Here is a 12,159-nt window from a genome sequence, read left to right as displayed (position 1 = left end):
GTCAGCTTGCCTCCGCGGGTTGCTGTTGCGAGGCCGTCGATTCCGTCTGCGGGCTCTCCCCATTGGCGGCCGCCAGACGCGCCTGCCGTCGCTTGATGTTCGCCTGGGTCACGAAATAATCGATCAACGGCGCGAAGATGTTGGCGAACAGGATCGCGAGCATGATGCCTTCCGGATAGGCCGGATTCACCACGCGGATCAGCGCCGTCATGAAGCCGATGAGCACACCGTAGTAGAAACGGCCCTTGTTGGTCATCGCGGCGCTGACCGGATCGGTGGCCATGTACACCGCGCCGAATGCGAAGCCACCCAGCACCAGATGCCAGTACCAGGGCACCGAGAACATCGGGTTGGTGTCGCTGCCGATCAGGCCGAATAGCCAGGTGCTGGCCACCAACCCCACGACGCAGCCCGCCATGATTCGCCAGGAGGCCACGCGCGTGTACAGCAGGAACGCTGCACCGAGCAGGATCGCCAGCGTCGAGGTCGAGCCGAGCGAGCCCTGGATATCGCCCAGGAAGGCATCCCACCAGGTCATCTGGTTGACGATGCCGGCCATGCCCTCGGTCGCGCCGATGCCCAGCGCGGTGGCGCCGGTATAGCCGTCCACCGCGGTCCAAACCGCATCCCCCGACATGTAGGCCGGGAAGGTGAAGAACAGGAACGCGCGCCCGGTCAGCGCCGGATTCAGGAAATTCTTGCCGGTGCCGCCGAAGACCTCCTTGCCGACCACCACACCAAAGCTGATGCCCATGGCCACCTGCCACAGCGGAATGTCCGGCGGCAGGGTCAGGGTGAACAGGATGGAAGTGGCGAAGAAGCCCTCGTTGATCTCGTGGTTGCGTACCGCCGCGAACAGCACTTCCCACAGGCCGCCGACGATGAAGGTGACCATGTAGGCGGGCAGGAAGTACCACAGCCCGTGCACGAAGTTGTCCCAGAAGCTGGTCGGATCGTAGCTGACGCCGAACAGGTGCAACGGGATCTGGCGCCAGCCCTCGACGTCGTCCAGGCCCATGGCCGCCATCGCCTGATTGGCCTGGAAGCCGGTATTCCAGCAGGCCATGAACATGCAGGGAACCGTGGCCAGCCAGACGTAGATCATCACCCGCTTGAGGTCGATGCCGTCACGCACGTGAGGCGCGCCGCGGGTGGTATCCGAGGGTGAATAGAAGAAAGTATCCACCATCTCGTAGAGGGCGTAATACTTCTCCAGCTTCCCGCCCTTGGCGAACAAGGGATGGAGCCGATCCAGATAGTTACGTAGGGCGGACATGGTTATCTCGGTTTCAGCGTCTCAACAGGTCCTGGCATCCTCAACCGTCTCGCTCGATCTGTTCGAGGCTGGCGCGCAGATGGGGACCGAAGTCGTACTTGGCCACGTCCACGAACGACGCCAGCGCCAGATCCTCCTCGTCGAGCTCCATACAACCCAGTGCCTGGGCGGTATCGGTATCGCGCACCAGCAGCGACCGCAGCAGCTGCGTCGGCAGAATATCCAGCGGCATCACTTCCTCGTAGTTGCCGATCGGCACCATCGCCCGTGGGCTGCCGTTCTGCGACGTATTGAAGCGGTAGCTCACCGGCTTGAGGATGCTGGAGATGAATACGTTGATCTTGGAGAATCTGTTGCGGCCGGGCATCACCCAGCCCATGAATTCGCGTTCACGTCCCTCCGGCAGCACCGAAATCTGGGTGTGGTAGCGGCCCAGATAGCTGGCCCAGCCGGCGGCCCGCCGCCCGGACAGAACCGAGCCGGAAATCGCCCGGGCATCATCGCCGGTGATCTCGCCGTCCAGCAGATCGTCGGTGCTCGCGCCCATGCGCGTGCGTAGCAACCGCGGCCGGCGTACGTTCGGTCCACCCAGCGCCACCACCCGTGACGGGTCGAGCCGCCCTTCCGCGAACAGCGCGCCCAGGGCCATCACGTCCTGGTAGCCGATGTGCCAGACACAATTTCCCATGCCCACCGGTTCCAGCATGTGGATGTGGGTACCCACCAGTCCGGCCGGATGACAGCCATCGAATCCGGCGGTTACCAGCCTGGATGAGTCGGTGGTCGGCAATTCCGCATCCGGCGCCTGGCAGAGATAGAGCTTGCCGTCGGTAAGCGTCTCCAGCACCCGCAGACCTGCCCGGAAACGGTCCGGCTGCTCGGCGATCACCTGCTCGGGCGAGGCCGCCAGCGGGTTGGTATCGATCGCGGTCACGAAGATCGACCGCGGGGCGCTGCCGGGTGCCGGCACCTTGCTCAGCGGACGGGTGCGCAACGCGGTCCAGAGGCCACTGCGAATCAGGCGATCCTGTACCGCCTCGCGCCCCATCGACGCCACGTCGGCCACCGGTTCGAAGGTTTCGTGCGGCTTGCCATCCAGTTCGGCGTCGATGCGGATGACCACCGACTGGAGCATCCGGCGAGCACCGCGATTGATGGCCGTGATCTCGCCGCCGGCCGGGGCGGTGTAGATAACGCCGGGGGTCTTCTTGTCCTCGAACAGGGGCTGCCCGAACGCGACCCGGTCGCCTTCGGACACGAACATGGTCGGCTTCATGCCGACGTAGTCGCGCCCGATCAGGGCCACGGTGCGGATCTCGGCGCCATTCTCGACTACCGGCGCCGGGGCCCCGTCGATGGGCAGGTCCAGCCCTTTCTTGATCGTAAATCGATGTGCAGTGGCCATCGTTCGCAGTTCCAGAATGTAACGGCGTCCCCGGTCAGCGGTGCTGCGGCGACGACGAGGCGCGACCCCGATGAGGTCGGCGATTCGAGTTGCCCGGCGTGACCCTACTCGGGGACGCTGTCGAGCGACGGAGCCGAAGGCTGCTCGTCCGGCGTCGACTCGTCGTCGAGCAGTTCCGAGCCCGGCGCCTCGAGCTGGTCGACCACGCTCTGCTCGGGCGCCGAGCCGCCGCCACCGACCAGATAGGCCAACGACAGGCTCACCGCGAAGAACACGGTGGCAAGTGCCCCGGTCGCCCGGCTCAGGAAGTTGGCCGAGCCGCGGGACCCGAATACGGTGCCGGACGCGCCGCTACCGAAGGCGGCGCCGGCATCGGCACCCTTGCCGTGCTGAACCAGGATAAGACCGACCAGGCTGATGGCAACCAGCACCTGGACGATGACCAAGATGGTGTAGAGCATGCTTTTAAGTTTCGCCGTCAGTTCGCCCGACAGAGCGCGAGGAAGGAGTCGGCCTCCAGCGATGCACCGCCAACCAGGCCGCCGTCGACATCCTCACAGGCCAGCAAATCGGCAGCGTTGTCGGGCTTGACGCTGCCACCGTAGACGATCCGCAAACCGGCAGCGATTGTAGCATCTTCCGCCGCGATCTGGGCGCGCAGAAATGCGTGAACCGCCTGTGCCTGGGCCGGCGTCGCGGTATGGCCGGTACCGATTGCCCATACCGGCTCGTAGGCCACCACGGCATCGGCGAACGCCGCCACGCCGTGATCGCCCAGGACGGTGCCGAGCTGCCGGCGCAGGACATTCTCGGTCTGATCGGCTTCGCGTTCGGCCAAGGTTTCCCCGACACAGAGCACGGGCACCAGGCCGGCATCGCGGGCCAGCGCGAATTTTTCCGAGACCACGTCATCGTCCTCGCCGTAGAGGGCGCGGCGCTCGGAGTGACCGACTATCGCATGGGTGGCCCCGCAGTCGGCCAGCATCCCGGCGCTGACCTCACCGGTATAGGCGCCCGGCCCGCCCTTGTCGCAGACGTTCTGCCCGCCGACCTGCACACCGGTGCCCGCCAGGCGGGACACCAGGTCGGCCACATGAACGAACGGGGGGCAGATCAGCGCATCGATGCCATCCGGCAGCGGCTGCGCCGCCAGGGCATCGGCAAAGGACGCGGTGTGCGCGCGGCTGCCGTGCATTTTCCAGTTGCCGGCAATCAGGGGTTTTCGAGCCATGGGCGGCGCCCTTTCGTTGACACAACGGGCGCTGATGCTAGCACAGCCGATTCAACCGACTGATGGTCGAAATCAGGCTTCGGCCAGCGTTCTCACGGTCGCGGCAATACGCTCGGCGCCGGCCGCCACGTCCCCGGCATCCAGCCCCTCGACCATCACGCGGATCAGCGGCTCGGTGCCCGACGCCCGCAACAGTACCCGGCCCCGGCCGGCCAGCTGCGTTTCCACCTCGGTGACCGCTGCCGCCAGGCTTTCATGCTCGAGTATGGTCGCTGCCTGGCCCTTAAGGACCCGCACGTTGACCAACTTCTGCGGACACCGGTCCACCTCGGCGGCCAGCTCGTGCAGGGTGCAGCCCTGCCGCATCATCGCCGCCAGCACCTGCAGCGCCGACACGATGCCGTCGCCGGTCGTGGTGCGGTCCAGGCACAGGATGTGTCCAGAGGACTCGCCACCCAGCAGGCCGCCCCGCGCCACCAGCCGTTCGTGCACATAGCGGTCGCCCACCCGGGCCCGTTCGAACGGGATGCCGGCTTTCTCGCAGGCCAGTGCCAGCGCCAGGTTGCTCATCTGGGTGCCCACCACCGGCCCCTCCAGGGCGCCGCAGGCCTGACGGTCGCGGGCGATCACGTACAGCGCCTGATCGCCGTCCACGATCTCGCCGCGGTGGTCCACGAACAGGCAGCGATCACCGTCGCCGTCCAGGGCGATGCCCAGATCCGCCCCGCGTGCCGTGACCTCGGCCACCAGCGCATCCAGATGGGTCGACCCCACGTCCCGGTTGATGTTGAGCCCGTCCGGCTCGGCGCCGATCACGTGCACCTCGGCGCCGAGTTCACCGAATACGTGCGGCGCGACGTGGTAGGCGGCGCCGTGGGCGCAGTCCACCACCAGTCGCATCCCGGCCAGCGATGCCTGCTGCACACGGAACGTGGATTTGCAGAATTCGACGTAACGGCCGGCCGCGCTTTCGATGCGTCTGGCCCGCCCCAGCGCGGCCGGCGCCACGCAGGCGAGCGGCTGGTCCAGCCGCGCCTCGATCGCCGTTTCCACCGCGTCCGGCAGCTTGTCGCCACGACCGGAGAAGAACTTCACGCCGTTGTCGTCGAACGGATTGTGCGAGGCACTGATCACCACCCCGGCATCGGCGTGGAACGTGCGCGTGAGGTAGGCGATGGCCGGGGTGGGCATGGGCCCGACCAGCAGCACATCGACCCCGGCCGCGGCAAACCCGGCCTCGAGCGCGGATTCGAACATGTAACCGGACAACCGGGTGTCCTTGCCGATCACCACCGAGGCTCGCTTGGCCGAGCCATTGCCGCCGTTAGGCGCCAGTTCGCGCCCGGCCGCCCAGCCGAGCTTGAGGGCGAAGTCCGGGGTCATGGGCCATTCGCCCACGCGCCCGCGCACCCCATCGGTACCGAAATAGCGTCGCGTCATGCCGGCAGCGCCCAGGCCAACTCCACCGCCTGGCGGGTGGCTTCGACATCATGCGTACGGATCACGCGGGCGCCGCCGAGCACCGCAATGGCTGCCGCCGCCACGCTGGCGGGCATGCGCTTTTCGGGCGGCATATCACCGAGCAGCTTGCTGAACATGGACTTGCGGGATAGCCCGGCCAGCAGTGGCACGCCAAGCGACCCGAAACGCTCCAGACGCCGCAACAGCGCCAGGTTGTGCGTCAGAGTCTTGCCGAAGCCGAAACCGGGGTCCACCAGCAACCGGTTGCGCGGGATGCCGGCCGCCTCGCAGGCGGCCAGTCGCCGGGCCAGAAACGTTCGTACGTCGTCCACCACGTCATCATAGCGCGGCGATGCCTGCATGGTCCGCGGTTCACCCTGCATGTGCATCAGGCAGACCGCCGCGCCGCTCGCCGCCGCGGCTTCCAGCGCCCCCGGTTCCTGCAACGCACGGATGTCGTTGATCAGCCCGGCGCCGGCCGCGCAGGCGGCCCGCATGACGGACGGCTTGATCGTGTCGATGGAAATGACCGCATCGATCCGGCCGTGCAGTGCCTCGATCACCGGCAGCACCCGATCCAGTTCCTCGGTTTCGGCCACGGGTTCGGCCCCCGGGCGACTGGACTCCCCGCCGATATCGATGATCGCCGCTCCGGCCGCCACCAGGGCGTGGGCCCGGTCCACCGCTGCCGGGGCATCGACGAACCGGCCGCCATCAGAGAAGGAGTCGGGCGTGATGTTCAGCACGCCCATCAGCACCGGCCGGTCGAGCGAAAGAAAACGACCGCGGCAATCGAGTTCAGACACGGGAAAGCGAACCGCGCCCGGCGCCCGCGGCATTATCCGCGGACGCCGGTACCTGTGCGGCCCTAGCGCCGGTAATGGGCCGGACTGGGGGTGCCCGTATCGCCCCCGGACGGCCGAGGCTCAGCGCCGGTGTCGGCAGTCGGCGTGCCGCCACCGGAACCCGGCGTGTCTGAGTCGTCCCAGTTCTGCGGCGGGCCCGGCTCACGGCCCTGCATCACCTCGTCGATCTGCTTGCGATCGATGGTCTCGTACTTCATCAGGGCATCGGCCATCAGATGCAGCTTGTCCATGTTGTCCTCGAGGATCTTTTTGGATCGCTCGTAACAACCGTCGACAATCGACCGGATCTCCTCGTCGATGGCATGGGCCGTCTCGTCCGAGATGTGCTTGTGCTGGGTCACCGACTTGCCCAGGAACACCTCGTCGTCGTCCGACCCGTAGGCCAGCGGCCCCATGCGCTCGGACAGGCCCCACTTGGTAACCATGTTGCGGGCGATGTCGGTGACCCGCTCGATGTCGTTGGAGGCCCCGGTGGTCACGGCATCCTTGCCGAAGATGATCTCCTCGGCCAGACGTCCGCCGAACAGCGAACAGATCTGGCTGTTCAGCCGCTCCTTGGAGTAGCTGTAGCGATCTTCCTCGGGCAGGAACATGGTCACGCCCAGCGCACGGCCGCGCGGCACGATGGTCACCTTGTGCACCGGGTCGTGCGAGGGCACGGACAGGCCGATGATGGCGTGGCCGGACTCGTGGTACGCGGTGAGACGCTTCTCGTCCTCGGTCATCACCATGGAGCGGCGCTCGGCGCCCATCATGATCTTGTCCTTGGCGCGCTCGAAATCGTCCTGATCCACCAGCCGCTTGTTGGTGCGGGCGGCGAACAGCGCGGCCTCGTTGACCAGATTGGCCAGATCGGCGCCGGAGAACCCGGGCGTGCCGCGGGCAATGACGCTGGGATTGACCTTGTCGTGCACCGGCACGGTCTTCATGTGCACTTTCAGGATCTGCTCACGGCCGCGCACGTCCGGCAATGGCACCACCACCTGGCGATCGAAGCGCCCTGGACGCAGCAGCGCCGGATCCAGCACGTCGGGCCGGTTGGTGGCCGCGATCACGATCACGCCCTCGGTGCCCTCGAAGCCGTCCATCTCCACCAGCAGCTGGTTGAGTGTCTGCTCGCGCTCGTCATGACCGCCGCCCAGACCGGCACCGCGATGGCGGCCGACCGCGTCGATCTCGTCGATGAAGATGATGCAGGGCGCATGCTTCTTGCCCTGTTCGAACATGTCGCGAACGCGCGAGGCGCCCACGCCGACGAACATTTCCACGAAGTCGGAACCCGAGATCGAGAAGAACGGCACCCCGGCTTCGCCGGCGATGGCGCGGGCCAGCAGCGTCTTGCCGGTGCCCGGCGGACCCACCATCAGCACGCCGCGCGGAATCTTGCCGCCCACGCGCTGGAACTTGCCCGGGTCGGACAGGAACTCGACCAGCTCCTGGACCTCGCCCTTGGCTTCCTCGACGCCGGCCACGTCGTCGAAGGTGATCTTGACCTGATCGGCGCTCATCATCCGCGCCTTGGACCGGCCGAACGACATCGCGCCGCGCCCACCGCCGCCGCCCTGCATCTGCCGCATGAAGTAGATCCATACGCCGATCAGCAGCAGGAACGGGAACCAGGAGATCAGAATCTGGCGCAGCAGGGAGCCCTGCTCGGGGGGCTCGCCGGTAACCTCGACGCCGTTATCCAGCAACGTGCCGATCATGGCCTTGTTGTCCGATTCCGGACTGAAGGTCACGAACTCACTGCCGCCGCTGGTGGAGCCTTCCACGCGGCTACCCTGGATGTGCACTTCCCGGACACTGCCCGACTGGACCTGCTCGAGGAACTGCGAATAGGCGATCTCGCGGCCACTGGAGCTATCCGGCGCGAAGCTGGAGAACACGCTCATCAGCACGAGGGCGATGACTACCCAGAGCAGGAGGTTCTTGGCTAATTCGTTCAAGTCGTCAATCCCCGGTTCGTCGTGCGAAACCGCTTGAAATGGCTGGCAGTCGTTCAACCGCCCGAGTATAAAACATACGCCCGGATCACGCGGGCCGATGCCGGATTCCGAGATCAGTCGCGCCAGTCGCGGCCAACCAGATACATCTCGCGGCTGGCGTCGCGCGAGGCCTCCGGCTTGCGCACCGCAACCGACCGGAAACGCCCCCGCATGTCCCGCAGGAGCTCATCGAAACCTTCGCCCTGGAATACCTTGACCACCAGATGGCCGCCGGGTTTCAGGGATTCATCACAAAACGCCAGCGACAGCTCGGCCAGATGCATGACCTTCATCTGGTCAGCCACCGCCACTCCGGTCAAGTTGGGGGCCATATCCGACAACACAAGGTCGACCGCCGCCCCGGCCAGATGCTCGCGCAGCCTCGCCAGGCCGGCGTCCTGGGTAAAATCAAGCTGCAGGAACTCGACCCCGTCGATCGGATCCATCGGCAGGCGGTCAAGGGCGATGATGCGGCCGCGCCGGGCGAGCTGGCGCGCGCAGTACTGACTCCAGCCGCCGGGGGTGGCGCCCAGGTCCACCACCACGATGCCCGGCCGCAGCAATCGGTCGCGTTCGTCGATCTGCGCCAGCTTGAACGCCGCGCGGGAGCGATAGTTGTCGGCCTGGGCCGCGCGGACCCAGGGGTCGCGACGATGGGAGTCCAGCCAGCGGCGGGTATCGTTTTTCCGCGACATGCGTTCAGAACAGGCGGTGGCGGTTTACAATGGGCAAAACGTTCACAGAGCTTGCATGTCTCCCGAACTCGACGCCGAAACCCGCCGCGATCTCAAGCGGCAGGCCCATCATCTGAATGTCATCGTCACCGCCGGCGCCGCCGGCCTGACCGCGGCGGTGATGGCCGAAATCGACCAGGCCCTGACCGACCACGAACTGGTGAAGCTGCGGCTGGCGGCCGACGACCGTGCCGGACGCCGGCAGATGGTCGAGCGCATCTGCGACGAACTCGGTGCCAGTTGTGTGCAGCGCATCGGCCATACCGCCACGGTATATCGGCCGCGGCCCGCCGATACCTGATACGGGTCCGAACGCGACCATGAGGGTTGCCCGTGGCCTATTCGTAGCGCACCGCCAGCACTTCCAGCGTGCGCTGGCCGCCGGGTACCGCCACATCCACCACATCGCCCTCGACCCGGCCGATCAGGCCACGGGCAATCGGCGATGCGAAGGACAGCAAGCCTGACTTGATGTCAGCCTCGTCCTCGCCGACGATCTGGTAGGTAAATTCATCGCCCGTGTTCTCGTCTGCCACCTCCACGGTGGCGCCGAACACGATCTTGCCGCCGGCCTGGGCGCCGACCTTGACCACGTCCACGACCTGGGCATTGCCGAGCTTGCCTTCGACTTCGGCGATACGCCCCTCGATGAAGCCCTGCTCTTCCTTGGCGGCGTGATACTCGGCGTTCTCCTTCAAATCACCGTGGGCACGCGCCTCCTCGATCGCGGCGATGATGCGGGGGCGCTCCACGCTCTTGAGGCGCTTGAGTTCTTCGCGCAGCGCGTCAGCGCCACGCTGCGTGAGGGGCGTCTTGTCCATAATCGGGTACCTCCAAAAACACGGCCGCTCCCATCCGGGAACGGCCGTGTCATGAACACTGCGTCGCGGTTCGACTGATTAGGGGCTATCCAGCCGAAATGCTAGCAACCTCGCCGGGTCACGTCGAGGTAGCGATATCGATGCCTTCGGCGGCCACCTCGGCGAGATGGCGAATCTGCTCATCGGTGATCACGTAGGGCGGCATGAAATAGACCACGTTGCCCAGTGGCCTCAGCAACGATTCCCGCGTCAGCGCATGCCGGTAGACTCGGAGGCCGCGCCGCTCCTGCCAAGGATACGGGGTGCGCGCCGCCTTGTCGGCCACCATCTCCACCGCCGCGATCATGCCATGCTGACGCACATCACCCACCTGCGGGTGATCCGCCAGCGGTGCGATGGCATCGGCCAGTACCCCGGCCTTGTGCCGGTTGGCGGCGATCACGTCGTCCGATTCGAAGATGTCCAGCGTCGCCAGGGCCGCGGCACAGGCCAGCGGGTTGCCGGTGTAGGAGTGCGAGTGCAGAAAGGCGGTGAGGTTTTCGTAGTCGTCGTAGAACGCGTCGTAGACATCATCCGTGGTCAGCACCACCGACAGCGGCAGATAACCCGCCGTCAACCCCTTGGACAGGCACAGGAAATCCGGCGTGATGCCGTCGGGCCCGGCCTGTTCGCAGGCGAACAGGGTGCCGGTGCGGCCGAACCCCACCGCAATTTCGTCGGCGATCAGATGCACGTTGTGCCGGTCGCAGGCCTCGCGCAATAACTCGAGATACACCGGGTGAAACATCCGCATGCCGCCGGCGCACTGGACCAGAGGCTCCAGAATCACCGCGCAGGTTTCGTCGGCATGCTCGGCCAGCGCCGCTTCCATGTGCGCGAACATGGCGCGGGTGTGCTGCTCCCAGCTCTCGCCGGGCTCGCGATGGAAACAGTCCGGACCGGGCACCGTGATCGGCTCGAGCAGCAGCGGCCGGTAGGTCTTCTTGTAGAGGTCGACGTCCCCGACCGCCAGTGCCCCCAGGGTTTCCCCGTGGTAGCTGTTGGAGATGTTGATGAAGCGGGTCTTTTTTCCGTGCCCGCGGTTGAGCCAGTAGTGGAAGCTCATCTTCAGCGCCACTTCGACCGCGGCCGAGCCGTTGTCGGCATAGAAGCAGCGGGTCAGGCCGGGCGGCGTGGCAGCCACCAGCCGTTCGGCCAGTTCCACTTCCGGTTCGTGGGAGAAGCCCGCCAGGATCACGTGCTCCAGCGTATCGAGCTGGGTCTTGATGCGATCGTTGATGCGGGGATTGGCGTGGCCGAAGATGTTCACCCACCAGGAGGACACCGCGTCGATGTAGCGATTGCCCTCGAAGTCCTCCAGCCAGACCCCCTCGCCCCGCCGGATCGGGATCAGCGGCAGGGTTTCGTGGTCCTTCATCTGGGTGCAGGGGTGCCAGACCACGGCCAGGTCACGGCGAATCAGGGATTCGTTGCTCATCGTCAGATTACGGCTTGGCAGAGAAATGAACGGCGCGGCCGGCAACGGCCGAGGTCATGTGCCCAGAACCACGCCGGCGAAGACCACGCCCCCCAGTACATTATGGTTGAGAAAGGCGCGAAAACAGGCCTCGCGCTCGCGGTGGCGAATCAGCCACTGATGGTAGACGGCCAGCCCGGCTGCCGCCGTCAGCATGACGTAGTAGACCGGCGCCAGCGCGAAGACCAGGCCCACCGCCACCAGCAGGGCAAAGAACACTCCCTGGAACAGACCGATGTACAACCGGTCGTGGTGGCCCCACAACACGGCGGTGGATTTCACACCGATGCGAAGATCGTCATCACGATCGACCATCGCGTAGATGGTGTCGTAGACCAGTGCCCACACCAGCACCGCCGCGAACAACAGCCAGGCACCGCCGGGCACCGCGCCCGTCTGCGCCGCGAATGCCATCGGCACCGCCCAGGCGAAGGCCGCGCCCAGCGCCGCCTGCGGCCAGTGGGTATAGCGCTTGGTGAAGGGATAGGCCGCCGCCAGCCCCAAGCCGCCGAACGACAGCGCGATGGTCAGCGGACTCAGCAGCAGCACCAGGCCGAATGCCGCCAGCGCCAGTGCAGCGAACAGCGCCAGCGCCCCGGCCTCGGACACCTCGCCGGTGGCCAGCGGCCGTTCGCGGGTGCGTTTGACGTGGCCGTCGATGCCGCGATCGGCGTAATCGTTGATCACGCAGCCGGCCGAGCGCATCAGGATGCAGCCGAACACGAACACCATCAGCACGCGGATATCCGGCAATCCGTCCGCTGCCAGCCACAGCGCCCACAGCATCGGCCAACCCACAAGGAAGATGCCGATCGGCCGGTTCAGCCGGGTCAGCCGCCAGTAGGCGGTCACCCGCGGCGGCAA

12 protein-coding genes are annotated in these 12,159 nt (G+C 66.3%); 1 reads left to right on the top strand and 11 read right to left on the bottom strand.

Going from position 1 to position 12,159, the window contains the following annotated elements:
- Nucleotide 1: 1 nt before the first annotated feature.
- The 8 genes from RM531_RS05200 to RM531_RS05165 form a co-directional block, all read right to left on the bottom strand.
- Nucleotides 2-1,276: an NADH:ubiquinone reductase (Na(+)-transporting) subunit B gene (locus RM531_RS05200; RefSeq protein WP_311657787.1), complete on the bottom strand. Its 1,275-nt coding sequence runs from the start codon at nt 1,274-1,276 to the stop codon at nt 2-4.
- Nucleotides 1,277-1,316: 40 nt separating this feature from the next.
- Complete coding sequence (locus tag RM531_RS05195; RefSeq protein WP_311657786.1) at nt 1,317-2,681, bottom strand: Na(+)-translocating NADH-quinone reductase subunit A; 1,365 nt, start codon at nt 2,679-2,681, stop codon at nt 1,317-1,319.
- A 104-nt stretch (nt 2,682-2,785) separates the two neighbouring features.
- A complete protein-coding gene (gene secG, locus RM531_RS05190) occupies nt 2,786-3,142 on the bottom strand; it encodes a preprotein translocase subunit SecG (protein WP_311657785.1) in 357 nt (118 codons plus the stop codon).
- Between the two features lie 17 nt (nt 3,143-3,159).
- The gene (gene tpiA, locus RM531_RS05185) at nt 3,160-3,912 is read right to left on the bottom strand and encodes a triose-phosphate isomerase (protein ID WP_311657784.1); all 753 of its coding nucleotides are present in this window, start codon (nt 3,910-3,912) and stop codon (nt 3,160-3,162) included.
- Nucleotides 3,913-3,984: 72 nt separating this feature from the next.
- Nucleotides 3,985-5,352 (bottom strand): phosphoglucosamine mutase, encoded by a 1,368-nt coding sequence (gene glmM, locus RM531_RS05180; protein ID WP_311657783.1) that lies wholly within the window; start codon nt 5,350-5,352, stop codon nt 3,985-3,987.
- A complete protein-coding gene (gene folP / locus RM531_RS05175; RefSeq protein WP_311657782.1) occupies nt 5,349-6,179 on the bottom strand; it encodes a dihydropteroate synthase in 831 nt (276 codons plus the stop codon). Before folP ends, glmM begins: the two co-directional genes overlap by 4 nt.
- 62 nt (nt 6,180-6,241) lie before the next feature.
- The gene (gene ftsH / locus RM531_RS05170) at nt 6,242-8,185 is read right to left on the bottom strand and encodes an ATP-dependent zinc metalloprotease FtsH (protein WP_311657781.1); all 1,944 of its coding nucleotides are present in this window, start codon (nt 8,183-8,185) and stop codon (nt 6,242-6,244) included.
- 113 nt (nt 8,186-8,298) lie between these two features.
- Nucleotides 8,299-8,919, bottom strand: coding sequence for an RlmE family RNA methyltransferase (locus tag RM531_RS05165; RefSeq protein ID WP_311657780.1), 621 nt, complete (start codon nt 8,917-8,919; stop codon nt 8,299-8,301).
- Nucleotides 8,920-8,974: 55 nt separating this feature from the next.
- On the opposite strand from RM531_RS05165, the gene RM531_RS05160 reads away from it, so the two are divergent.
- Entirely contained in the window at nt 8,975-9,259 is a 285-nt protein-coding gene (locus RM531_RS05160) for a YhbY family RNA-binding protein (RefSeq protein WP_311657778.1), read from the top strand.
- Between the two features lie 37 nt (nt 9,260-9,296).
- On the opposite strand, the gene greA is transcribed toward RM531_RS05160, so the two are convergent.
- The 3 genes from greA to ubiA form a co-directional block, all read right to left on the bottom strand.
- On the bottom strand, nt 9,297-9,779 hold the full coding sequence (gene greA / locus RM531_RS05155) for a transcription elongation factor GreA (RefSeq protein ID WP_311657776.1): 483 nt from the start codon (nt 9,777-9,779) through the stop codon (nt 9,297-9,299).
- A gap of 118 nt (nt 9,780-9,897) precedes the next feature.
- Nucleotides 9,898-11,256, bottom strand: a complete 1,359-nt coding sequence (locus RM531_RS05150; RefSeq protein ID WP_311657774.1) for an adenosylmethionine--8-amino-7-oxononanoate transaminase — start codon at nt 11,254-11,256, stop codon at nt 9,898-9,900.
- 54 nt (nt 11,257-11,310) lie between these two features.
- Nucleotides 11,311-12,159 carry a 4-hydroxybenzoate octaprenyltransferase gene (ubiA, locus tag RM531_RS05145; protein ID WP_349255395.1) on the bottom strand — a complete coding sequence of 283 codons (849 nt, stop codon included), beginning with the start codon at nt 12,157-12,159 and terminating at the stop codon, nt 11,311-11,313.

This window comes from Spectribacter acetivorans (genome assembly GCF_031846305.1).
Classification (GTDB): Bacteria; Pseudomonadota; Gammaproteobacteria; order Nevskiales; family Salinisphaeraceae; genus Spectribacter; species Spectribacter acetivorans.
Note: the sequence above shows the minus strand (reverse complement) of the source record. Positions and strands in the feature narration are given on the sequence as shown.

Coding starts and splice junctions, on each gene's coding strand:
- RM531_RS05165 (WP_311657780.1), bottom strand. CDS start 8,919: ATGTCGCGGAAAAACGATACCCGCCGCTGGCTGGACTCCCATCGTCGC.
- glmM (WP_311657783.1), bottom strand. CDS start 5,352: ATGACGCGACGCTATTTCGGTACCGATGGGGTGCGCGGGCGCGTGGGC.
- RM531_RS05195 (WP_311657786.1), bottom strand. CDS start 2,681: ATGGCCACTGCACATCGATTTACGATCAAGAAAGGGCTGGACCTGCCC.
- tpiA (WP_311657784.1), bottom strand. CDS start 3,912: ATGGCTCGAAAACCCCTGATTGCCGGCAACTGGAAAATGCACGGCAGC.
- RM531_RS05160 (WP_311657778.1), top strand. CDS start 8,975: ATGTCTCCCGAACTCGACGCCGAAACCCGCCGCGATCTCAAGCGGCAG.
- RM531_RS05200 (WP_311657787.1), bottom strand. CDS start 1,276: ATGTCCGCCCTACGTAACTATCTGGATCGGCTCCATCCCTTGTTCGCC.
- greA (WP_311657776.1), bottom strand. CDS start 9,779: ATGGACAAGACGCCCCTCACGCAGCGTGGCGCTGACGCGCTGCGCGAA.
- RM531_RS05150 (WP_311657774.1), bottom strand. CDS start 11,256: ATGAGCAACGAATCCCTGATTCGCCGTGACCTGGCCGTGGTCTGGCAC.
- secG (WP_311657785.1), bottom strand. CDS start 3,142: ATGCTCTACACCATCTTGGTCATCGTCCAGGTGCTGGTTGCCATCAGC.